This window comes from Paenibacillus sp. CMM36 (genome assembly GCF_053570945.1).
The window spans coordinates 81680-106321 of record NZ_JBSEDY010000002.1 but is presented as its reverse complement, the minus strand read 5'-3'; the positions used below and the strand labels follow the sequence as shown (position 1 = coordinate 106321).

At 48.5% G+C, this 24642-nt stretch carries 13 protein-coding genes and 1 pseudogene; 11 read left to right on the top strand and 3 right to left on the bottom strand.

All coding sequences use genetic code 11. The annotated features are described in order from the left end of the window. Positions 1–87: 87 nt before the first annotated feature. Positions 88–336: a hypothetical protein gene (locus tag ACWA2B_RS04480; protein WP_449291744.1), complete on the top strand. Its 249-nt coding sequence runs from the start codon at positions 88–90 to the stop codon at positions 334–336. A gap of 280 nt (positions 337–616) precedes the next feature. Beyond that, positions 617–814 (top strand): cold shock domain-containing protein, encoded by a 198-nt coding sequence (locus tag ACWA2B_RS04475; RefSeq protein WP_013312263.1) that lies wholly within the window; start codon positions 617–619, stop codon positions 812–814. 158 nt (positions 815–972) lie between these two features. Here ACWA2B_RS04475 and ACWA2B_RS04470 read toward each other — a convergent pair whose 3' ends face one another. Further along, positions 973–12048 (bottom strand): DUF7507 domain-containing protein, encoded by an 11076-nt coding sequence (locus ACWA2B_RS04470; protein ID WP_449291743.1) that lies wholly within the window; start codon positions 12046–12048, stop codon positions 973–975. A 433-nt stretch (positions 12049–12481) separates the two neighbouring features. Between ACWA2B_RS04470 and hpf the strand changes: the two genes are divergently transcribed. The 4 genes from hpf to prfB all read left to right on the top strand — a co-directional run bounded on the left by hpf (position 12482) and on the right by prfB (position 17525). After that, positions 12482–13036, top strand: coding sequence for a ribosome hibernation-promoting factor, HPF/YfiA family (gene hpf / locus ACWA2B_RS04465; RefSeq protein ID WP_029514571.1), 555 nt, complete (start codon positions 12482–12484; stop codon positions 13034–13036). A gap of 412 nt (positions 13037–13448) precedes the next feature. Further along, positions 13449–15899, top strand: coding sequence for a preprotein translocase subunit SecA (gene secA, locus ACWA2B_RS04460; RefSeq protein ID WP_039271459.1), 2451 nt, complete (start codon positions 13449–13451; stop codon positions 15897–15899). A gap of 225 nt (positions 15900–16124) precedes the next feature. Beyond that, entirely contained in the window at positions 16125–16259 is a 135-nt protein-coding gene (locus tag ACWA2B_RS04455) for a hypothetical protein (RefSeq protein ID WP_280921432.1), read from the top strand. A 152-nt stretch (positions 16260–16411) separates the two neighbouring features. After that, a protein-coding gene (gene prfB, locus ACWA2B_RS04450; protein WP_141695457.1) for a peptide chain release factor 2 occupies positions 16412–17525 on the top strand; the annotation gives its coding sequence in 2 pieces (ribosomal slippage) (positions 16412–16483 and positions 16485–17525; 1113 coding nt in all). Between the two features lie 102 nt (positions 17526–17627). Here prfB and ACWA2B_RS04445 read toward each other — a convergent pair. Continuing rightward, positions 17628–17759 (bottom strand): hypothetical protein, encoded by a 132-nt coding sequence (locus ACWA2B_RS04445; protein ID WP_449291859.1) that lies wholly within the window; start codon positions 17757–17759, stop codon positions 17628–17630. On the opposite strand from ACWA2B_RS04445, the pseudogene ACWA2B_RS04440 reads away from it, so the two are divergent. Further along, positions 17701–18523: pseudogene (locus tag ACWA2B_RS04440) on the top strand (YitT family protein). The gene ACWA2B_RS04445 and the pseudogene ACWA2B_RS04440 overlap by 59 nt on opposite strands. A 99-nt stretch (positions 18524–18622) precedes the next feature. On the opposite strand, the gene ACWA2B_RS04435 reads toward ACWA2B_RS04440, so the two are convergent. After that, positions 18623–19537, bottom strand: a complete 915-nt coding sequence (locus ACWA2B_RS04435; protein WP_165146250.1) for an SMP-30/gluconolactonase/LRE family protein — start codon at positions 19535–19537, stop codon at positions 18623–18625. A gap of 417 nt (positions 19538–19954) precedes the next feature. On the opposite strand from ACWA2B_RS04435, the gene argC reads away from it, so the two are divergent. The 4 genes from argC to ACWA2B_RS04415 all read left to right on the top strand — a co-directional run bounded on the left by argC (position 19955) and on the right by ACWA2B_RS04415 (position 24612). Further along, a complete protein-coding gene (gene argC / locus ACWA2B_RS04430; protein WP_449291742.1) occupies positions 19955–21004 on the top strand; it encodes an N-acetyl-gamma-glutamyl-phosphate reductase in 1050 nt (349 codons plus the stop codon). Between the two features lie 105 nt (positions 21005–21109). Continuing rightward, entirely contained in the window at positions 21110–22336 is a 1227-nt protein-coding gene (gene argJ / locus ACWA2B_RS04425) for a bifunctional glutamate N-acetyltransferase/amino-acid acetyltransferase ArgJ (RefSeq protein ID WP_449291741.1), read from the top strand. A gap of 118 nt (positions 22337–22454) precedes the next feature. Continuing rightward, positions 22455–23294, top strand: coding sequence for an acetylglutamate kinase (argB, locus tag ACWA2B_RS04420; RefSeq protein ID WP_449291740.1), 840 nt, complete (start codon positions 22455–22457; stop codon positions 23292–23294). Positions 23295–23349: 55 nt separating this feature from the next. After that, positions 23350–24612, top strand: a complete 1263-nt coding sequence (locus ACWA2B_RS04415; protein ID WP_449291739.1) for an acetylornithine transaminase — start codon at positions 23350–23352, stop codon at positions 24610–24612. Positions 24613–24642: the final 30 nt, after the last annotated feature.

Below are 24642 nucleotides of genomic sequence, written 5' to 3'. Positions count from 1 at the left end.
AATACGTGGTTTTTTTATATATTGAATGAGTACACGATTCAAGATTTGTTTCCACCTAAACGAAAACCACAAGGAGGACGTCACGGGGTGGACAGGACAATCGAATCATGTTCAATGCCATGCTATGGGGGGCTCGTTGAGGTGCTCCTTGGCGCGCTTTGCCGGATTCACTTTCCAACTGTAAGTCGGTTTACACTTGCTTTCGACGCTGGCAGAAAAGCGGGGATTTGGGATGAGGGGCTAGAACACGTTTCACTCGATTCGGATGAGGAAAGTGTGATGATTGATGCCACAATCGTGCGTATTCACCAGCAGGATCTGGCGCAAAAGGGGTAAAGCAAGCGATCGGACGTTCCCGTGACGGATCAAGTACCAAAATTTCAATGTTTTTTCCCTAGGGGTTTCAAACATTCAAAAAGAGTTTACTATACTTGTATAGTAAACTCTTTGCTTAATATACCATTTCAATCTATAAAAATAGATTGCTTTGTAAAATTGGAATAACTATGAATGAAAACATTATCAATTCCAATTGACAATGGATAACTTTGGATGGTATAGTCGGAAATGTGGGCGAGAGCTTCACTTCATTTGATGACGAAGGGAATGTTAGTGCATGCAAGGTAAAGTAAAATGGTTTAACGCAGAAAAAGGTTATGGTTTCATTGAAACATCTGACGGCGGCGACGTATTTGTACATTTTTCCGCAATTCAAACAGAAGGCTTCAAAACACTTGAAGAAGGACAAGACGTGGAGTTCGACATTGTCGAAGGCGCACGTGGACCACAAGCCGCTAACGTAACCAAATTATAATCATCCCCGGCATAGCCGACCTACATAATTGGTAAGATGGTTAGCAATGGATAACGCGCTAGCACTGCCCTGGAATTTATTCCAGGGCTTTTTTATGTTTTCTAATTACATAAAAAAGCCCCTTACCCGGTGGTAAGGAGCTCAACGCAACAGAACATTTACTCTAGAGAACCATCAAAGTCAGCCATCTCCACAAAAATGGTATTGGAGGAGGCAGATTGATTCTCTACACTTCCGTCTGGATAGCGGAATTGATAGCGCAGGATGACCTGGGCGATCAGATACGCGCGGAGCGCAGATTCGATGTCGAAAGAAAAGATGATGACGGCTTTGTGGTCTGGGTCAAGCCGACCTAACGGAATACCTTGGAGCAGGTTAGGATGCGGAAGCGGCAAAGAATTCACGGTGACCGTTCGCAGCAAAATGAAATCTTCGGCTGCAAATGGTGCAGTGAGCAAGAGCTCTTCCAGTGGAGTATTGCCGATGTTTTCCACATGGACGGTGAAGGACAGGGTATCTTCTTGGCCGACACGCAGAGCGCTGGAGCTAAGCGTGAGTTTAGGAATGGCTGCCATAACGGTCACGCCAACGGTGTTGGTCTGGGAGGTTTCCTGGATGGTCTCTCCTCCACTACGACGTGAGGTATATTCGATGATGGCCTGGTTGCTGAATGTTCCATCGGCAGGTGCTTCACGAATTTGCGCCTGAAGCGTAAGGGTGAGCTTCTCCCCTGGTGCAATATCCGGGAGCGTGATACCTGCGACGGGATTAGCACCTGGCTGTGCTTTTTCTTGGATAGTTAGGCTGTTGGGTACATAAATGAGTCCATGCGGCAACGGGTCCGTGAACAACGGATATTGTGCAGTGATCCCCCCTTTGTTAGTAATCTGAATGGTGAAGGTGAGTGTGTCGCCTACAGAGGCATCTGTGGTGTTCACCTTTTTAACTAATTCGAGCAGTGGGGATACAATTGGGATCGTAACGGCTTTGGTAGTCAATGTCCCTGATACGACTCTTCCTCCAGGTAGCGTAAACGAGTAGGCAAAGGCAGCTTGATTTACGATGTAGCCGGATGGATGCGTCTCTGATACGGTCACTTGATAAGTCAATGTCAATGACTGACCTGGTTCCACATACCCTAGGCTAACACCGATAGTTGGATCGGCTCCCGACAGTGATTGACCGTTCAACTGTATGCTGTCAGGAATCAACAGAGTCCCGGCAGGAATGAAATTTTGCAGTGTAACTTCGGATGTTACGTTGCCGAAGTTGTTGAGCAGTACCGTATAGGTAAGACCTTCTCCTGCGATGGCCTCCGTATTTTCCGTGGAGATACTTGCGGCAAGCTGTGGATCGAAAACAGCTATAGTCACGGTATTGCTGGTAACCTCGCTAGCCCCGTCACTGCCAGCATATTGAAGCCGCACGCTATTGTTTAGACGTCCTCCGAGAGGCAGAGACTGAACGTTCACGCTGTAGGATACATCAATTGTCTGTCCTGCCTGCAAGCTGCCGATAAATAATGGTTCACCCGGCTTGCTAGAAGCAGGTGGAGAACCGCTAATTCTCAAGCTACTCGGGTTTATGATGGTTCCATTCGGTACGTAATCGGCTAACACTACATCGGTAATGACCGAGCCTCCATCATTAACAAGAGTCAACTGATAAGGCACAGCATCGCCTAATGCGACAGTAGACACTGTTGTGCGTAGCACGGCTGACAAGGCTCCTTTAGCAGTAGGGGCTACTTTAACCGAGACAGAAGGTGAAGCAGTTACCAGATTCGTGCTTCGTCCGTCCGGCAGCTGGTAGGAGTAAGCCAGCGAAGCTTGATTCACCAGTGTGCCAGACTCGGAGGCACGAACGACAAGCGCGGAGAAGACGGTAGTCGTCTTTTCTCCTGGTGCGATAGTGCCTAGGGCAATGCCTTGCCCTGGACTGACGCCATATTGAGGGATTCCATTAACCGAAACAGAGCCAGAAACAAAAGAAAGCTCCGATGGCAGTGAGTCCGTTAACAAGCCAAATGCACCGATATTCCCAGTATTTTCTGCAATGATGGAATAGGTGATGCTTTGACCTGGCTGTACGCTCTCCGTGCTGGCTATTTTCGTCAGTTTCACTACAGGCTGAAGTAAGGCAATGGTGACAGCATTGGACAAAACGGCACTCGCTTCTTCACCATTTGAGAGTAACAAGCGTGCCTGATTCGTACGTGGTCCTGGCTGTTCTGTCGCTGTGATACGGACATCAAAGGATATGACAGTCTTGGAATTCGCTTCTAACGGTGGCAAAGGTATACCGGTGCCGGGATCGCTTTCTGTTACCGTAGATCCATTAATCTGAACTGAACCTGTAATAAACTCGATGTCTTCTGGCAAAGTATCCAGCAAACGGGCATCTTGCACGGTATTTGTATCCTCGTTGAAGATCACGAGTTCATACGTTAAGGTTTCGCCAGTAGTGGCGAAAGGTGAGCTTACGCTTTTACTTAATGTGATGTCTAGCGGTGACACGGCAACCTCAACAATGTTGGATAAACGGAAACCGCCTGCCTCTCGCCCATTTGGTGCATTAAAGCGATAGTCTACCTCGGCCTGATCAACCAGCAGTACGGTTGCAGGGATGGAAGATACCAGCACTTGGAAAGTGACAGTTGCCGATTGTCCTGGTGGTATGGCTGGAGTCGGGATGCCGGAAACCGGGCTTGCACCGGGAGCTGCAATGCCATTAATCGAGACGGTGTTGGGAAGGAATACAGAGCCGTCTGGAATATTGTCGCTTACTGTAGTTGAGGCTGCAATGTTACCCGTGTTGGATACGACAATCGTATAAGTGATGATGTCTCCGACGGTGGCATTATTAGTATTGCTTGTTTTGACTGCTGTCAGAATCGGCTGGAAGACTGGAATAGTTACCACATTAGATGTTGAACTGCCAGTAAATGCCCCGCTGGTAAAGCTAACGGATGCCTGATTGGTTAATTGTGCCGATGTGGGCAAGAAATCAACTCGAGCCTGGAACGTAACGGTAGTAACAGCTCCTGGAGCGAGCGTACCGATGGCAATACCAAATCCAGGATTTCCATCAGGGAAGGAGGTTCCATTTACAGTAACACTGCCATTCACAAAGGAGCTTCCTGCTGCAATGATATCTGAAACCACTATATTATTGGCGGTACTGATTCCATTGTTGGAAACGGCCAAGGTATAGGTGATGATATCGCCGACAATGGCGTCTGTAGCTGCTGTTCCTTTGACAATGCTCACATCTGGCGAAGATACAGAGATACTAACTGTGTTGGATACCGCAGATCCGGATACTGTTCTGCCATCTGGTGGTTGGAAAGTGAATGAGCCTGATGCCTGATCGACCAGTACCTGTGGATTAGGCAGAGTATTGATAACGGTTTGGAACGTTACGGATACCGTTCCGCCTGGCAACACGGATCCAACGGGAACGCCCGTTTCGATGGACAATCCAGGTTGCGGACTGCCAGCAATGCTGACACTGTTGGCAAGGAAAGTCGATCCGATCGGGATGTTATCGCTGATGGTAAGCGCTGCTGCAATATTGCCGCTATTTACGGCCGTAATCGTGTACGTCAGTGTATCGCCGACGGAGGCGTTAAGAGTGCTGGATGCTTTAGTAATTGCAATTAGCGGTTGGAACACAGGTACGATGAGTGGATCGGAAAAGGCAGTGCCAGTGAACGTTCCGCTAGTAAACGTGACGGCTGCAATATCTGTGAGCAGGGGTGGTTGCGGCAAAGACTGGACAGTCGTTTGGAAACTGACGACGAATGTATTTCCAGGTGCGACGTTTCCAATGGCAATTCCAGCAATCGGAGAGGCATTAGGGAAGGCTACTCCGTCAATGAGGACACTGCCCGGAACGAAGGAGGTACCTGCAGGAATTGTATCGGTCACGACAGTATCTGTGACTGAATCCACACCGCTATTCGTGATGCTCAGTGTATATCTGATCGTATCTCCGATTACAGCGGCTGCCAGACTGGATGTTTTCGTCACCTGAATATTAGGTGCAGACACAGCAACATTGACTGTATTGGATGTGACGGAACCACTCAGCACCCTACCATCTGGTGGTGAGTACGTAAAATTCGCTTGCCCTTGGTCGGTTAATATAGGCGGAACTGGCAGAGACGAGACGATGGTTTGGAAGCTCACTGTAATACTGCCTGAAGGGGCCAGTGATCCGAACGTTATGCCTGTAACTGGCGAAGCTCCTGGTACAAGGATGCCATTAACGACTACGCTGTTAGGCAGTAGCTCAGAGCCAGTAGGAATGTTATCCGACAGCACAGGTATAACGGCAATATTTCCGGTATTGGTGAGTGTCAGGGTATAGACCAATGTTGATCCGATCTGTGTATTGACGGTATTGACGGTTTTGGTCAGGCCGATGATTGGCTGATAAACAGGCAAGGTCACCGGATCGGATTGCGAAGACGAGGTCAACGCGCCCGAAGTAAAGCTGACGGTTGCTTGATTAGTTATTTGCGGCGGCTGCGGCAGACTAACGACGGAGACCTGGAATGTAACGGCTGCCGAGCCACCTACTGCAATGGTGCCAACAGGGATACCTGAGCTTGGTGATGCAGTAGGTACAGATGTGCCATTCACGGTTACACTGCCAGAAACAAAGCTGGTGCCGGGCGGCAGCTGATCAGATACAACGGCATTGACGACTTGACTGATTCCGTTATTCGTAGCGACGACAGTATACGTAATGGTATCTCCGACTACAGCATCTGTAGCGGAGGCTGTTTTGATAACGTCCACATCTGGCGAAGAGACCGAGACGGTCACGGACGGAGATACTGCACTTCCAGTCAGGACACGACCATCTGGTGGTTGATAGCTGTAAGCTGCGGTCGCCTGATTGACCAATGTACCTGATGCGGGCAGTGAGGTAATGACTGTCTGAAAGGTCAGAGTGACGGTCGTAGCTGCACCTATGATACCTAATGGGATCCCAACACTTGGATCTGAACCAGGTGCTGCGGTGCCATTGATCACTACACTATTAGGTATAAAAGCTGCCCCTGCTGGAATGGGATCACTAAGTACGGTATCTGCACCGATGTTTCCAGAGTTCGTAACGGAGAATGTATAGGTTACAGTATCTCCAACTGTAGCTCTTCCCGCTCCCGCGCTTTTAGTTACAGTGACGATCGGTTGATACACAGGGATGGTAACGGGATTGGATACCGAAAATCCATTAAATGCACCTGAAGTAAAGCTGACGGTTGCTTCATTAGTGATGGACGCCAGTGTCGGCAGGGATTGTACGTTAAGCAAAAAGCGAATCGTGGCTCCGCCACCAGCTCCAAGCGTTCCGACAGGAATGCCATTTTGTGGGTTGGCTGTAACAACAGGAGTACCATTAATTGTAACGCTGCCCGGGACAAAGGCGGTTCCGAAAGGAATGGTGTCCGTAACGATTACGCTAGTAACCGGATCGAGTCCGTTATTGAACGCAGTTATGACATAGGGAACAGAATCGCCCACGACAGCGACAGCCACCTCGGCTGCCTTCGTGACTGTTACATTCGGTGACGAGATTGGAATGGATACAGGTAGGGCCGCTCCGCTTCCAGTCAACGTTCGTCCATCTGGCAATTGGAACGTGTAGTTCACAGTGGCCTGGTTGGTCAGTATAGAGCCAGGTGGTACTGATATGACCACGGCGCTAAACGAGACGGTTACCGTCTCGCCTGGGGCGATTGAACCGATATTAATGCCTGTAATAGGGTCTGCTCCGGGAATGGGCGCACCGTTGACCAATACGCTATTTTGATTCAGGCTAAGCGAGCTGGATAACAGATCAAGCACGACCGTTTCTGCAGGCGCGTTGCCGGTATTGGTTACAGTGATGAAAAAACCTAGTGTGTTCCCTACGGTAGCACGATCCGCACTGAGGGTATTGGTCACATTCAAGATCGGCTGTAATACAGGCAGGCTGACTTGATTCGAGACGGATTGACCTACAAAAGCCCCGGAATTAAAGGATACCGTTGCCTGATCTGTTGACAAACCTGATGCTGGCAAGGATGTTACTGTGGCCTGGAAGGTAACCGTTGCTGAGCTGCCAGCTGGAACAGTGCCTACGGACACACCTGTAGCAATGTTGGCTCCTGGTATAGTGATACCGTTGACTTGTACGGAGTTAGGTATAAAAGTAGTGCCATCAGCTATCGGGTCGATAAAGACCGTCCCTGTTACAGGTTCAATGCCTCCGTTTGCTGCGGTAATGGTGTACGTAATGGTGTCTCCAAAGGCTACAGAAGTCTGATTGACTGTTTTGGTCACGGTGACATCTGGATTGGATACAGGAATGAACACCGGATTGGATTGGACGCTTCCGTTTAATGTGCGACCGTCAGGTGGCTGGAAAGTGAATGTGGCCGAACCTTGATTTAACAGGCCCAGGCCAGTGGGGACAGCGTTAATGACCACTTGAAAGGTAAGAGAAACAGAAGCCCCCGCTGCAATGTTTCCGACTATTACCCCTGATTGGGGATTGGCTCCAGCAACAGGCAGACCGTTCACGGTGACGCTATTCGGTATAAAGGAGGAACCAGATGGAATGGCATCGGTGAAGGTGGCGGTTGCTGCTAGATTACCTGTATTTTGGGCAGTGAGTGTATAGACTACGGTGTCGCCTACCGTTGCTTGACTCGTATTTGCGGTTTTAACAAGACTGATAATAGGCTGGTAAACAGGGACGACAACGGTGTTGGAGAGTGATGTGAAGTTCAGTGTACCACTGGTAAAAGAAACTGTAGCCTGATCACTCAGCTGAGGTGGGTCAGGCAGGCTGTTGACAGACACGGAAAAGGTAACGGTTGTTGACGCTCCAGCAGCGATGGAGCCAATTGGAATCCCCGTTAAGGGGCTGGCTGACGGCAGCGTTGTTCCATTTACGATAACGGAGCCAGGAACAAAAGAGGAGCCTGTCGGAATGGTATCGGTCACACGAACATCTGTTATGATTTCGATGCCACTATTGGTAGCTGTAATAGTATAGGTTATCGTATCACCAGGAACGGCATCAGTTGCCGAGGTGCTTTTACTGACCTGCACATTGGGTGACGATACAGGAATTGTGACAATATTGGACGAAACATTGCCGTTAACAATTCGGCCATCCGGCGGTTGAAAGGAAAAGCTGATATTCGCCTGGTCGGTGAGTTGGGGAGGTAAAGGCACGGAAGTAATCACCACCTGAAAAGTTGTTTGAGTTACGGCTCCAGGTGCAATGGAGCCAATAGACAGACCTGCTTCGGGACTGGTACCAGGAATAGGAACACCGCTGACGACCACACTGTTCGGTACTAGTGCTGAGCCTGCGGGAATATTGTCTGTCAATGTGGCAGCAGCAGCTATGTTACCATGGTTGGTTACCGCCACGGAATACGTTACGATATCGCCAACCGTTGCCCGTAGGAGGTCAGCAGTTTTACTTACAGTTAGCACTGGAGCATTGACGGCTACTGTCACCGGGTTAGATACTGACACGCCGGAAAAAGCACCGCTCGTGTAGCTGACACGCGATTGATTGGTGAGCTGCGGTGGACTTGGTAATGGAGAGGATACCGTTACCCTGAAGGTGATCGTAGCTCCCCCTCCAGCGGCAATGCTCCCAATTACGATACCTAAAGAAGGATCTCCACTGGCTATTGTGGAGCCATTCAGCGTTACGCTACCCGCAGTGAATTGAGAGCCGGCCGGGATAGGATCGGAAACGACCACATTGTTCACGGTCTGGATTCCGTTGTTAAGTACGGTCAGGGTGTATAATACCGAATCACCTGGAATGGCGGTGAAACGGTTTGCAGTCTTCGAAATGGACACATTCGGCGCAGACACAGGAATGGATAGCACGTTGGACGATGTGCTATCTGTTCGCACCCGCCCATCAGGCAACGTAAAGGAAATGGCGGCGGTGGCCTGGTCTGTCAGTTGAGATGGTGTTGGAAGAGAGGCTACTACGGTTTGAAATGTCAGTGTGATAGGGCTTTGCGGCGACACGGTTCCGATGAAAATGCCTGCTGCTGGACTGGCTCCAGGCTGACTAACACCATTGATTACTACGCTGTTCTCCATAAATGTGGAACCGGCAGGAATAACATCTGTCAGCGTTACAGAAGCATTATAGTTACCGTTGTTCGCGACCAACAATGTATACAGAATTGTGTCGCCTATCGTAGCTACTGTTGTATTTGCAGATTTGACCACACTGATACGAGGCTGATAAACCGGCACAGAGACGGTATTCGTCTGGGATGTTCCGGTAAAAGCACCGCTGGTGAAGCTGACACTGGCTGTGTTTTGCAGCGGCTGTACGGACGGAACGGCGTTGACTAGCACGGCATAGGACACCTGCACGGATGCGCCTGCGCCAATGGTACCGACTGGAATGCCACTTCTTGGATCGACTGTGCTCACAGGTGAACCACCAACGGTTACGCTTCCGGGTACAAATGACACGCTGCCGGGGAGTGGATCGGTAATCACGGTGTTTGTGATGGGGTCAATTCCGTTATTAACGGTGTTCACGCTGTAGGTCAGCGTTTCGCCAACACTAACGGATGTGAATCCCGCAGATTTGGTTACGGCTACGTTGGGAAGCGAAATCGATACGGAAACAATATTGGAGAGAAGCGAGCCTGACAGGGTTCTCCCGTCTTGCAACTGATATGAATATTGGAGCAGGCCCTGATCGTTTAACCCACCCTCGGGTGGTAGGGAATCCACTGTCGTCCGGAATGAGACTGTAATTTGTGCACCAGGGCTTACGGTGCCCACTGAAATTCCCGTATTAGGATTGGCACCCGGCACTGAGGACCCGCCGACAATGACGCTTCCGGGAATAAAGGTGGAGCCTGTCGGTACGGTTTCCGTCAAGGTCGTGTTTAATACGGCTGTTCCGGTATTAGCGATGAGAAATGAATAAGTAATCGTCCCGCCAACGCTGGCGCGGTTGGAGCTTGCACTTTTGGTAATCGTCGGCGCTGCAATAACGACAGGTATGGTTACAAGATTGGACAAAGATGATCCGGTAAAGGCCCCGGAAGTAAAGCTGACAGTTGCACGATTGTTAATCTGTGCAGGAGAAGGCAGAGAATTAATGGTTGCCCGAAATACAACCGTAACCGATGCGCCTGGAGCTAAAGTGCCGATCGGAATACCGTTCACAGGTGTAGCACTCGCAGAAGCAGTTCCGTTCACGGTGACGCTACCAGGTACAAAGGCAACTCCGCTTGGGAGCGGATCGGTAACGACTACATTGGTCACATTGGCGATTCCGTTGTTTGTGGCGGTTATGGTAAATTGGACAGTCTCTCCGACTGCGGCTGCCGCCAGAGAAGATGCCTTTGTCACGGTCACATTTGGTGAGGAGACGGGAATGGTGAGCGTGTTGGACGTCCCGCTTCCGTTCAATACACGTCCGTCAGGCGGTGTGAAAGTATACGTGTAAGCCGCCTGATCGGTCAAATTACCAGAGGCGGGAACCGCGTTGACGAGGGTCTGGAAGGTCACGGGTATAGTAGCACCTGTATTAATCGTTCCTACTGTGAAGCTAGTAGCGGGATTGGCAGCAGGCACGGAAGAACCGCCAATGGTCACACTACCCGGTATGAAGGATGATCCTGCGGGAATGCTCTCCGAAAAGCTGAGATTTGCAGCAATGCTGCCCGTGTTGGATATCTGAAACGTGTACGTAATCGTATCTCCGACTGTAGCAGCCGTTGTATTGGCACTTTTAACAATCCCGATGACGGGCTGGTAGATCGGTGTACTGGCAGTGTTGGACGGAACGTTGCCAGAAATGACAGGCCCTCCAGGTACAGTTTGGAAGGAAAAGGATGCGGATGCCTGATTGCCCAGTTGGGTGTTTGCTGGCAATGAAGTGACGGTTGCACGGAATGTAATGGTCACCGTGGAAGCAGGAGCTACACTGCCCACTGTGATACCTGTTGCGGGATTGGCCGTTGGCTGGGCTGTGCCCGCGACAACAACACTGCCGGGTACGAAGGTAGCCCCGGCTGGTATGGTATCGGTAAGTACTGTGTTGGAAGCACTGACGAGTCCCGTATTCGAAATGTTAACCGTATAGGTCACTGTATCGCCAATAACCAAGCCTGTAGAGCTGGCCGTTTTGGTCAGAGTCACCAGCGGAGCATTGATATCAATTTGTATGGCATTGGCATTTACAGTGTAAATGTCGCCATTGGTTGTCAGCTGGAGGACACCTGTGGTTTGGCTGTTGAGCAGCGTGGAGGAAATATCGACATTGGTAATGTCCCAACCTTGCCTTCCGCCCGTCACCTGTGTGCCAGGTGCTCCATTTACGGCATTAGTTGTACCGAAGGTCCCGGTCGTGACCAATGTACCGTCGTCTCCGTTTATTTGGGAAGCGAAAAAATTAGTCGAAAAATTATTAGGCCCGGACAGTGCAGTCAAACTGGATGTGGTAGGTCCAAACAACGCACGGTCACCAGTGATGTCCACGTCACCCTCTTGCGCGCTAATCAGCGCCCTGCCACGCAGAGTTCCCTGTACAGGAGTGGCAAAGCCACTCACTATAACGTTGACCGAGCCAGTAGCACTGCTGACCCCCTCACCGCCTACACGCAGCGACAGGTTACGGAAGGGCAGAGACGGGTTATTGTACACCACAGCCAGCGTCCAGCCGGCATGGTTGGTGTTGGTGGAATCGGGAACCGTGATGGTGCCCGTCACATTTCCGACCGTGTATGCCCCTGCACCGCCTTGAATGACCAGATTTGTGACATTCGCTGTTCTTACATAGGTACTGAGACTGGTGACGTTGACTGATGTTGCAGATTCAGGGCTGACCGTAGTAGATAAAGCAGGTGTCTGAAATGTGACCGGGTTGCTGGCGCTGGACAATACATTGGTACTGCCGTTGGCATAACTTCCTCCCCAAATAAGCTCAGCATACAGCACCGTACTGCCCGCAGGGAGCACAAGGAATGCTGTCGATGAGTTACTGGTAAAGGTAGAAGTCGTGCCGAATGGATACGTGCCGAAGCGAGAGGCTGTATTGGTTGTGATGAACGCGCCAATGCTGGTCGCTGTTCCCGGCACTCCTATCGAATTAGAGCGTGCCAGCCCAAGTGTATTCCCTATAAAGGTGACAGCCCCCGTCTGGTTCGTTACGTAGCGCTGAATAAAAGCCATGGATTAGCTTCCTACTTTCCATCTCTTCCAAACCCGTTATCTTGGGATCTCCGTATAGGAAGAGCCAGCTAGGCTGGGTGTAATAATCCTTTCGTATAAATTGCCTGCATTGTAACCAGGCGTTACATACCGCACAAGCCCATGTACTGATCCAGCGGGAAAAGGACACCCCCTTTTTCGATAAAATCACTTAGTATGAAGCCCAAAATAGTTGTTTGTCATGACGTCAGCGGAGCAATATGCGTATATGCACTCATTATTCACATATGTATGCAAGTCGGTTTTAAACATACCTGTTTTCAAAGAATGACGTTATGGGAAGCGTTTTAGCGAAAAAAGAGGAATTTTGTAAAATAGCTTCGAAATGTTGCTCTCTTTTTTTACTTGGCGTTAACATATGTGCTATACTGAAGGGGCAAAGGAGGCGTGCCCTATGAACTTAACAGTACGAGGTCAACAGATTGAGGTTACCGACGCTTTGAAGGACTACGTTGATAAGAAATTCAGCAGACTTGAAAAGTATTTCGATGCACCCCCGACGTCTGATGGAAGTGTAACGTTAAGCACAACCAGAGATTTGCACACTGTAGAAGTAACCATTCCTTTGCCGGGGCTTGTACTCCGTGCCGAAGACGAGAGCGATGACATGTATGCATCCATTGATGCCGTGGTTGACAAGCTTGAACGGCAAATTCGCAAGCACAAAACCAAGCTAAACCGAAAATTCCGTCAAGAAGGCAGTTTGAAAACCCTTTTTGTGGAAGATCCGGCAGGTGGCGTGGCTGTTGCTGAAGATGCAGAACTGGATGAGCTGGAAGTTGTCCGCACCAAGCGTTTCTTATTGAAACCTATGGATGTGGAAGAAGCTATTCTTCAAATGAACATGGTTGGACATAATTTCTTTGTGTTTTCCAATATTGACAACGAAGAAGTTAACGTAGTTTACAAGCGCAATGATGGTAAATACGGTCTGATCGAACGGCAATAGCCTGTGAAGTAGGAACTTTTCACATTTTAAAATGAATAGAACGATTTCGATTGAAGCATGCTTCATGGATATTAGGAAAATGAAAACAACACGAGCCTTATCCTTGCGAACCTGGCGGGATAAGGCTCTTTTATATGTTTTTTTGTGAAAGTAAGGAAATTTAAACTTGGATAAGTGTAATCAAGTTGTGTATTTCGTGCGTCAATTGTTTTGGTATCTTTAACCGGATGCAAATCTGGAGGCTGCTTGTGTTGCGGCATGTCCTACAAACTGTTACAATTTATGCAAAGAACATCGCACGATGGGCTGGTACAGCCGGGCCTGTCAAACATATCGGGAATCAATTTCATCATGGACCCTTTCTTATTGTGAAATTGATTCTATTAATTGTTTTGCGCGAAAGGGGTAAACCATGCTAGGAATTGTTAAGAAAATCTTCGGAGATACCAATGAACGTGATGTCAAGCGTTTAATGAAGACGGTTGAACTGATCAATAAGATAGAGCCGGATTTCGAAAAGCTCTCGGATGAGGAGTTGCAAGCGAAGACGGTGGAATTTAAAGCTCGGGTCGAACAAGGGACTACGGCTGAAGAAATTTTGCCAGAAGCTTTTGCTACTGTTCGCGAAGCGTCCAAACGGGTGCTGGGTAAACGTCATTATGACGTACAGATGCTCGGCGGTATTGCGCTGCATGAAGGTAAAATTGCCGAAATGAAAACCGGTGAAGGTAAAACACTGGTAGGAACACTGCCGGTTTATTTGAATGCTCTGTTGGGCAAAGGCGTGCACGTGGTTACGGTCAATGACTATTTGGCGCAACGTGACAGCGGAGAAATGGGACAAATTTATAACTTCCTAGGAATGTCCGTAGGGCTTAATTTGGCCAACATGGATCATGCCGCCAAGCAGGCAGCATATGCTTGTGACATCACATACGGTACAAACAACGAGTTCGGATTCGATTATCTGCGTGATAATATGGTGCTTTACAAAGAGCAGATGGTACAACGTCCGTTGTACTTCTGTATCATTGATGAAGTGGATTCCATTCTCGTCGATGAAGCTCGTACACCATTGATTATTTCAGGACAAGCTCAGAAATCGACCGAGCTGTATTTTGCGGCTGACCGTTTTGTGAAGAGCCTGAATGTTGAAGAAGATTACACGCTGGATATTAAGGTGAAGTCGGTTGCTTTGACCGAAAACGGCGTATCCAAAGCTGAAAATTTCTTTGGTCTTGAAAACTTGTACGATCAGGAAAGTGTTACAATCAATCACCACATTGTACAGGCATTGAAAGCTAATGCTATTATGCGTTTGGATGTGGACTATGTCGTGGCTGACGGTGAAGTCCTAATTGTCGATGAGTTTACAGGTCGTTTGATGGCTGGACGTCGTTACAGTGATGGTTTGCACCAAGCTATTGAAGCAAAGGAAAACATCATTGTACAAAATGAAAGCATGACATTGGCGACAATTACATTCCAAAACTATTTCCGTATGTACCGCAAATTGGCGGGTATGACGGGTACAGCTAAAACAGAAGAAGAAGAATTCAAAAAAATATATGGTCTGGAAGTGCTCCAAATTCCGACGAATAAGCCTAACCAGCGTGTAGATATGCCTGACATAGTGTACAAGAGCGTGAAAGGCAAATTCCATGCTGTGGTAGATGAAATCCTGGAGCGTAACAAAAAGAACCAGCCGATATTAGTAGGTACGGTTTCTATTGAAAACTCGGAGCTTCTTTCTGAAATGCTGAAACGCAAAGGCGTTCGTCACAAAGTGCTTAACGCCAAGTATCATGCTGAGGAAGCTGAGATTATTTCCCGTGCAGGTGAAGCAGGCGCAGTTACCATCGCTACCAACATGGCCGGACGTGGTACTGACATCGTACTGGGTGAAGGCGTATCAGAACTTGGTGGTTTGCACATCATCGGTACAGAACGTCATGAATCCCGTCGTATTGATAATCAGCTTCGCGGACGTGCAGGACGTCAGGGTGATCCGGGCTCCACACAGTTTTACTTATCGCTGGGCGATGAGTTAATGAAGCGTTTTGGTGCGGACAACGTACTGAATATGATGGAGCGTTTGGGCTTCGAGGAAGACCAACCTATCGAGAGCCGTATGATTACACGTGCTATCGAATCAGCTCAAAAACGCGTCGAAGGCAACAACTTTGATCAGCGTAAAGTCGTTCTCCAGTATGATGATGTAATGAACCAGCAGCGTGCTATTATTTACAAACAACGCCGTGAGGTGCTGGAATCAGAGAACATCAAGGAAATTGTGTTTGACATGATCAAGCCTGTCATTGAGCGTGTAGTGGAAGCTCATTGCGGGGATGACATTCCTGAAAACTGGGAACTTGAAGAAGTAGCAGAGTATGTGAATAACAACCTGCTTGAGGAAAATACACTTACACGTGACGACCTGTGGGGCAAGGAAAAAGAGGAGATCGTGGATATGATCTTCGAAAAAGTTACCAACAGATACCACAGCCGTGAAGAAATGATTGGCGAAGATATGGTACGCGAGTTCGAGAAAGTTATCGTACTGCGTGCGGTCGATAGCAAATGGATGGACCATATTGATGCTATGGATCAATTGCGTCAAGGTATTCACTTGCGTGCTTACGGCGGTACCGATCCTCTGCGCGAGTATCAATTTGAAGGCTTCGAAATGTTCCATGCTATGATTGCTAGCATCCAAGAGGAAGTAGCGACATACATCATGAAAGCACAAATTGAATCCAATCAAGAGCGTCAGGCTGTCATCGACGAAGACAAAATCTCGACGAGTGGTGAACCAGCTGCTCCTAAAAAGAAATCCGCTCCTTCGCGTCCGCGTAGAAAATAACGGATTGAAATTAAGGGAGAGTCTTGAGATACACTATTCCCTGCAGTGCATATAATGGCAGGCGGCAGTTCAACCACTGACCGTCGGCCATTTTGTGCCATACAGGGGATGCACTGATGTTTTCAGCTTATAGTGTTTTTGTTGGAGGATCAGTTTGAATATTTTTTTCTTGAGAAGATTGTCCCTATTTCTATAATTATGACAAGCAAGCGGGTCTTAGCTTGCTTGTCAGTTAATTCAGCTCTTGACTCGGCTCACATACCTGAGCCGATTATCTATAAGTCGTTTGACTTTACGGCGGTCGGTAGCGAAGTGAAGGATTTGAATCTGGAGAAGCGTCAGCGTTCGCCTTTGCAGTGAGATGCCCACCTTTGAATGTGTTAATCCAATCAAGGGCATCTCGCTGCAACAGCGATCGTAAGATCAAATCATTCGCGCAGCGTCTCTTCACCCAGCCGTAACTCACAACGCTTTTACTTCCCCTAACCATATATTAAAAGGAGAATGACAGCATGATTGATCCAAGTGTAAAGCATGATTTGCGAGAAATAGGCAAGAAACTAACAAACCTTAGGGGGTCTCTTTGACTTAGATCTCAAACAGGAAATGATCGCAAACTTTGAAGTAAAGATGGCTGCACCTGACTTTTGGGATGATAATGATAAAGCCCAAGGTGTAATTGCAGAAATGAACGCTGTTAAGTCTTCAGTAGACAGCTATGAACAGCTTCGTCAGGAATACGAAGATGCCGGCATGATGGCTGAGCTGGCTGATGAGGAAGGCGATGAAACACTGGCTGGAGAAATCGAGAATAGTGTCAGTTCTCTGCTGAGCAAGCTTCAGGAGTTTGAGTTGCAATTGCTTTTGAATCAGCCGTATGACAAACTTAATGCCATCCTGGAGTTGCATCCGGGAGCAGGCGGAACGGAGTCCCAAGACTGGGGACAAATGTTGCTACGGATGTATACTCGCTGGGCTGAAAAACGGGGCTTTAAGGTAGAGACCCTGGATTATCTAGCGGGTGATGAAGCAGGAATTAAGAGTGTAACACTTTTGATCAAAGGTTATAATGCCTATGGCTATTTGAAAGCGGAGAAAGGCGTGCATCGGCTTGTTCGTATCTCTCCATTTGATTCCTCCGGCCGTCGGCATACATCGTTCGTATCCTGTGATGTGGTGCCTGAAATTGCGGATGATGTGGACGTTGAGATCCGCACGGAAGATCTTAAAATTGATACGTACCGGGCCAGTGGTGCGGGCGGTCAGCATATTAATACGACCGATTCAGCCGTTCGGATTACGCATTTACCTTCCGGTATTGTCGTGACCTGTCAAAATGAACGCTCCCAGATCAAGAACCGAGAGCGTGCCATGACGATGCTCCGTTCCAAGCTCTACGAGCGTAAGATCGAAGAGCAGCGTCAGCATTTGGATGAAATCCGCGGAGAACAGTCCGATATTGCATGGGGCAGCCAAATTCGCTCCTACGTGTTCCATCCATACAGCATGGTTAAGGATCACCGTACTAGCGTGGAAACTGGCAACGTAGGGGCTGTCATGGATGGCGATCTCGATCCCTTCATCGATGGTTACCTGCGCAGCCAAATTAAGCTGGACGCAGAATAATAGCCTGTACGTTTTCCTACAGTCCGCAGACCATGTGCCTGCAGACTGTAGGAATTTTTGTGTAACGGTATTTTTTAATTAAAGGAGAACACGAATGATGCCTCAATTGAATCCTCCCGCTGCTCGCCGAAGACGACGCAAGCCTCTGATTGCCGCCAGCGGACCCGCACGCAACGTGACCGATATTTTGCTGATTATACTCGGCTCTTTCATTACAGCGCTGACCTTTAACATGTTCTTGCTCCCAAACCGGATTGCATCCGGGGGGGGTATCGGGCTTGTCTATCTTGGGCGAGGAGCTGTTTGGCCTGGAACCAGCCTATACGCAGTGGGGAATGAATATTCCGTTATTTATAGCAGGGGTCCTGCTGTTAGGGAAAAAATACGGTTTGCGTTCTTTGCTGGGAAGTATTATGCTGCCGCTATTCGTTTATGTTACGAAGGACTGGGCAGTTCCGACAACCAATCCGTTGCTGGCTTCGCTATATGGTGGAATCGGAGTAGGGTTGGGTTTGGGTACCGTGTTTCGGGGCAGGGGCTCGACGGGTGGACTGGCTATTTTGGCGCAGATTATTCAAAAATATACGGGTTTTAGTCTTTCTCTCTGTGTTATGTTGATGGATGGCACGGTGATTACACTGGCTGGTTTCGCCCTCTCGCCGGAACGGGCGTTGTACGCGTTGATCGGCTTGTTTGTAACGGGTAAGGTCATTGATGCCGTGGAAATGGGATTGGGCTACTCCAAAGTGGCTTACATCATATCCAATCAGAAAGAAACGATCACGCAGGCTATTTTGCAGGATTTGGACCGAGGATTGACAGAGCTGGCAGGACGGGGCGGTTACACGAACGAAGAACGTCCTGTGCTTATGGTTGTAGTCGGACAAAACGAGGTAACTCGCCTTAAAACGCTCGTCCGCTTGGTAGACCCGGAAGCTTTTGTGATAATAAGTAATACTCGTGAGGTATTGGGTGAAGGGTTTAAGAAGGAAAGCTGAAACAAAGAGGGCCTTCTGGAGGTATGCTCTTAACTGAATCCATGCAGGAGAGCCCACTAATATAGTAGGCTCTTCTCTCTTCAGCATGCTTTACTAGATTCATTTTACCAATCGTTCAAGCCAATTTGCCGTTTGTCCTTGATTAAAATACGAGGTAGGCGTTCCTTTTACCCCTGTCTTGACCATAAATAGGCCGCCTGCTAAGGGTTGATCGGCACTATCATCATCTTGAGCAGTCGTAATATATAACTCATCCAGCTGTTCACCGCCAAAAGCGCACGAAGTCACACAATTGACGGGAAGTGATACCTCAGCAATTACTTCTCCATGAGCAGGATGGATACGGGAGACACGTTTACCACCCCATCTCGCGACCCACAACATGCCCTCTGCATCGATTGTCATGCCATCTGGATACCCTTCACTTTCATCCAATCTAGCCACCAGTTGCTTATTCCTAATAGTGCCTTGCACCACATCGTAATCGAAGGAGACCACCTCCAATGTTGGAGTATCAATGTAATACATTGTACGATGATCTGCGCTCCAGGCTAATCCATTAGATATGGAAGCTTTACCAACCAGTAAGGAGACCTTGCCTTTTGTGTTCAGACTATACAATGCTCCTTGCGCATGTTCGCCATTTAGACTCATGGTTCCTGCTAAAAAACGTCCGGCAGGATCGCATTTTCCATCATTAAAACGATTACCTAGTCTACCTTCCTCAGGATCATGAATTAATACTTTGGCCCCTGTCTCAATATCTAAACAATATAGACCGCTAATCAGCGCTACGATCACTTTATTTTTGAGATAAGGTACAACTGCACCAATATGTTCACCAACATTTATTGTACGATCTGTGCATGTAGAAGGATCGTAGATATGCAATTGAAAGCCTTTAATATCGACCCAAAATAAACGTTGAAACCGCTGATCCCAGCTGGGACCCTCGCCTAACTTTGCTTTTGCATCTATAACGATATTCGCTGTATATGTTTCGATGTGTAACACCCCTAACGTATAGGTTTATTTTCGACCCCAATTATCCGCTTCAGCGGTTCCTCTGAGCAGATTCACTAGATGCAGCCCATGTGATTTCCTCTTGTATGTAGTGCTACATGTACTCCCTTCATGTTCAACAAGTCCATAAAGTGCAGCAAATGACCAATCGAGATGAACTCCAATAAGTGAGATCATGTAAAGGGAATATCCCCCTTATTCTTTATGCAAAATGGCAAGCTTTATTCAAAAAGTTCGCTGTCTATTTTTTATTCCCTTTATTATAGCTCGTACAGCTTGTCCGTCAAAAGAATAGACAAGAGCGCATATTTTAAATTAGGGGGAATAACATGACATGAGGTGTTGTATTTATATAAATAGAGTCGTATAATAATACATATTTCATACGAACGGAATGGAGGAAGGTCTGTGAGCAGCAAGTTAAAAGTGGCAATTGTCGGTTCCACCGGGTATGGCGGGGTGGAGCTGATTCGTTTTTTGGTTCATCATCCGCAAGTAGAGATTGTATCTGTTATTTCTTCGTCCAGCGCGGGTGTCCCAATCAGTGACGGATTTCCACATCTGACGGACATTGTGGTGCAGGATTTGGACGGTGTCGAAGTCCACGAAATTGCTGCTAAGGCCGATCTGGTTTTCACTGCTACGCCATCGGGCGTTAGTACCAAGTTAGTGCCGCAGCTTCTTGATGTCGGACTGAAGGTCATTGATCTTTCCGGGGACTTCAGGCTTCGAAGCGGGGAAACGTATGAAGCATGGTATAAAAAGCCTGCAGCTTCACCCGAATATCTCAAGCAAGCGGTATACGGACTCAGTGAGGTGTATGCAGAAAAGCTGGCGGGCGTTTCTTTTATTTCAAATCCAGGCTGTTATCCGACTGCAACATTACTGGGGATTATTCCTGCGCTGAAAGCGGATTGGATCGACCATCGGTCGCTGATTGTGGATGCCAAATCCGGTGTATCCGGCTCGGGTAGGGGAACAAGCCTCGTTTCGCACTATGCGGAAATGAACGAGAATTTTAAGGCTTATAAGGTGAATAAGCACCAGCACATCCCTGAGATCGAACAGGTACTGGGTGATATTGTGGGCGAGGACGTTACGATTACGTTTACAACACAACTTGTTCCTATGACCCGAGGAATTATGAGTACGATTTATGTCACGCTGAAGGGTGACCATACAGATCAAGATCTTATCGGGTTATACCGGGATTATTATAAAGGCCATCCTTTTGTCCGTGTACGTGGCGAAGGTATATGGCCAGCAACGAAGGAAGTAATGGGTTCGAATTACTGTGACATCGGTTTTGCAGCAGATGCCCGAACCGGGCGTCTTACGATTATTTCTGTCATTGATAATGTTGTGAAGGGTGCCGCTGGGCAGGCGATTCAGAATTTAAATTTGATGATGGGATGGGAGGAGAACCTCGGGCTAGGCTTCATACCGGTATATCCGTAAGTAGCAAGTAACTGCAACATGGATACGGATAACGGCAGCAAGCGGGAATTTGGAATACAAACAGCTGTCATTCATCGAATATGTTGCGAACGAGGGCACATAATTATGGGCAAAGTAGAGTTTATAGTAGTAAACGGGGGGAACATCGTAACTCCGCGTGGTTTTACAGCCGGCGGATTACACTGCGGGCTAAAAAATTCGAACCGCAACGATATTGGCGCGATTCGTTGCGAGGTAGAAGCGACAGCTGCTGCGGTGTACACCACCAATGTGTTTCAGGCTGCACCGCTGAAGGTGACCCGCGAGAGCTTGGCAGATGGTCGATTGCAGGCAGTAGTGGTGAACAGCGGAAACGCCAATGCCTGCACGGGACAACAAGGAGAGCAGGATGCTTACGCTATGCGTTCGGCTGCGGCTCATGAACTGGGTGTTGCTGAGAGCAATGTAGCCGTCGCCTCGACAGGCGTGATCGGCGAGCATTTGAAAATGGATTGTGTGCTTGAAGGTATATCATCCTTACCTGACCGTATGAACGGGGCAAACGATGGAGCAGAGCAATTTACCCAAGCCATTCTGACAACGGACTTGGTTAAAAAGGAAGCATGTGTGGCGGTTGAAGTGGACGGTGTGACCGTGCACATCGCCGGGGCGGCCAAGGGATCGGGCATGATACATCCGAATATGGCAACGATGCTCGCTTTTATGACCTGTGATGCAGTAATCGGACAGACGGCGCTTCATCAACTATTAAAGCAGGCAACGGATACCAGCTTTAATATGATTACGGTGGATGGGGATACGAGCACGAACGATATGCTGATTGCTATGGCAAGTGGGCTGGCAGGCAATCGTGAGCTGCACGTAGGGCATCCCGATTGGGACGCTTTTGCCGAGGCGTTTACCTATATCTGCCGAGAACTGGCGAAGGCAATTGCTCGCGATGGAGAGGGTGCTACGAAGCTAGTAGAGGTGTCTGTAAGCGGAGCGGTAAGCGATGCGTCCGCTCAAGCGATAGCTAAGACAGTGGTTGGGTCCAGTCTGGTCAAGTCAGCTGTTTTCGGAGCAGATGCGAATTGGGGACGGATTATTGCGGCCGTAGGTCGTGCCGGAGAGCCGGTTAATCCAGATACGGTAGATATTCGCTTGGGTGATATTGTTGTGCTAAGCCAATCGAGTCCGGTCGTTTTTGACGAAGAAGAGGCGCTAGCCTATTTGCGGGGAGATACGGTGCAAATTATTGTTGATTTGCATCACGGGGACGGAATCGCTACAGCATGGGGCTGTGACCTAACCTATGATTATGTGCGGATTAACGCTGCTTATCGGACATAGATACCCGAATAAAATACGGATTGAATAAGGACAGTAGTTGATAGAAGCAACGAGCGGATGTAAGTCCAGCATCATTTGAAAACTGCACGGATATGCAGAGAAGAAAAGGAGAGATGATATGCAATCGGCAGTGGAACACGCGGATCAAGCGAATCATGCGGGAGTGGCACGTCGTAATTTTGTGATGAAATGCGGAGGAAGTACGCTGGCTGCGTTACCTGATTCCTTTTTTGAAGATTTGGCGCGTTTGCAGTCGGAAGGTCTTCAACCTGTCATTGTACATGGCGGTGGCCCTGCGATCTCCGACAACTTGGCGAAGCTGGGGATTGAAACAGAGTTCATTCATGGATTACGCAAAACGACCGAACCCGTGCTGGATGTCGTGGAAATGGTGCTGGCGGGTAGCATTAACAAGCAGATAGTACGTAGAATAGGGCTGCATGGGGGCCGAGCGTTGGGGTTGTCAGGTAGTGATGGTTATTTAATCGAAGCCAAGCCTGTGTCGAATGCTGCTGAGGTCGGTTGGGTCGGAGAGGTAACATCTGTTCAAGCCTCGATTATTACAGGTGTCCTGGATATGGACTATATGCCTGTTATTGCCCCCATCGGGATTGATCGATCTGGTCAGCGTTACAACATTAATGCGGATACAGCGGCGGGTGCGGTAGCCTCTCATCTGGGGGTCAGTCGGATGATCGTCGTTACAGATGTACCAGGCATATTGAAGAAGTATGGCGGAGAAAAGAAAGTGCTGGACTCTATCACCGTACAGGAAATTGAGGATATGATTAGCACAGGTGAAATATATGGGGGTATGATCCCGAAAGTGAGAGCGGCTATTGCCTGTATCCACGGCAAAGTGAAGGAAGTCGTCATTGTGAACGGTAGCGAACCGCAGGTACTAAGTCGTGTGCTAGGCGGAGAATCGGTTGGAACACGCATCGTGCGTATGCAGTAATTGTAATATATATAGCTCGACCTATATAACCAAACGATAAAGGAGCGTGAACATAATGAGTAAGGAACCGAATACGCTGGTGAGCGAGGAAATGCCAAGTACGGATGGAAGTGGAGTGCAAGCGGAAATGGAGCCGGCAAAAACGCAGACAAATAGCTCTCTTTTTCCAAACTACGCAAGATACCCGCTTACACTGGTGAAAGGGCAAGGAAGCTGGCTGTGGGACGATCAGGGCAAGCGTTATCTGGATTTCATGTCAGGCATCGCCGTTACTAATTTGGGCCATGCGCCTCAAGCAGTAGTTGAACGATTGAAAAAACAGATCGATGAATTGTGGCATGTATCCAATCTGTTTCATATACCGGGACAGGAACGGGCAGCTGCCTTGCTGACAGCCCATAGCAGCGCAGATGCCGTGTTCTTCTGCAACAGCGGGGCCGAAGCGAACGAAGCTGCAATTAAGCTGGCGCGTCGTTACCACCAGAAGGTAAAGCAGACCGGTCGCTACGAAATCATTACGTTCACGCAATCCTTTCACGGACGGACGCTGGCAACCTTGACCGCTACGGGTCAGGACAAAGTGAAAGAAGGCTTTTTACCGCTTCCCGCCGGATTCAAAAGCGTTCCGCTTCATGATCAGACGGCGCTTGAAGCAGCCATCAGTGAGCATACGGCGGCAATTATGCTGGAAATGGTGCAGGCCGAAGGCGGCATGTATCCGGTAGACCCTGCTTTCGTAGACGTGATCACCAAGCTATGCCGCGAGCATGGTTTGCTGCTGATCATTGACGAAGTGCAAACAGGTATGGGACGGACGGGCAAGCTGTTTTCCTTTGAGCATTATGGTATAGAGCCAGATATCTTTACATTGGCGAAAGGACTGGGCAGTGGTTTCTCTGTGGGTGCGATGCTAGGCAAAGGATATTTGCGTGAAGCGTTCACAGCGGGCAGTCATGGTTCTACCTTTGGAGGTACGCCACTTGCTATGGCGGCGGTTCAAGCTACTATTGAAACGATTATTGATGACAAGCTGCCAGAACGTGCAGCAGAGATGGGAGATTACCTCTTCCATAGCCTGCAAAAGCAGCTTGGAGATAGTCCTTTTGTAAAGGATATCCGTGGAAAAGGTTTGATGGTCGGCATTGAGTGTGCAGAGCCGGTAGCGGAGCTTGTTTTGGCAGGACAGAAGAAGGGCATTCTGTTCATTACAGCAGGACCGAATGTGATTCGCCTGTTGCCTAACTTGTATGTAACGAAAAACGAAATAGATCAGGCTGTAACATGGATTGCTGAATTGATTCGGGAGCATGTGGCTTAGTGTAAAGATCAAATCATCCCAGACTAGAGT

Coding starts and splice junctions, on each gene's coding strand:
- ACWA2B_RS04475 (WP_013312263.1), top strand. CDS start 617: ATGCAAGGTAAAGTAAAATGGTTTAACGCAGAAAAAGGTTATGGTTTC.
- ACWA2B_RS04470 (WP_449291743.1), bottom strand. CDS start 12,048: ATGGCTTTTATTCAGCGCTACGTAACGAACCAGACGGGGGCTGTCACC.
- hpf (WP_029514571.1), top strand. CDS start 12,482: ATGAACTTAACAGTACGAGGTCAACAGATTGAGGTTACCGACGCTTTG.
- secA (WP_039271459.1), top strand. CDS start 13,449: ATGCTAGGAATTGTTAAGAAAATCTTCGGAGATACCAATGAACGTGAT.
- ACWA2B_RS04445 (WP_449291859.1), bottom strand. CDS start 17,759: ATGTTAAAGGTCAGCGCTGTAATGAAAGAGCCGAGTATAATCAGCAAA.
- argJ (WP_449291741.1), top strand. CDS start 21,110: ATGGGCAAAGTAGAGTTTATAGTAGTAAACGGGGGGAACATCGTAACT.
- argB (WP_449291740.1), top strand. CDS start 22,455: ATGCAATCGGCAGTGGAACACGCGGATCAAGCGAATCATGCGGGAGTG.
- ACWA2B_RS04415 (WP_449291739.1), top strand. CDS start 23,350: ATGAGTAAGGAACCGAATACGCTGGTGAGCGAGGAAATGCCAAGTACG.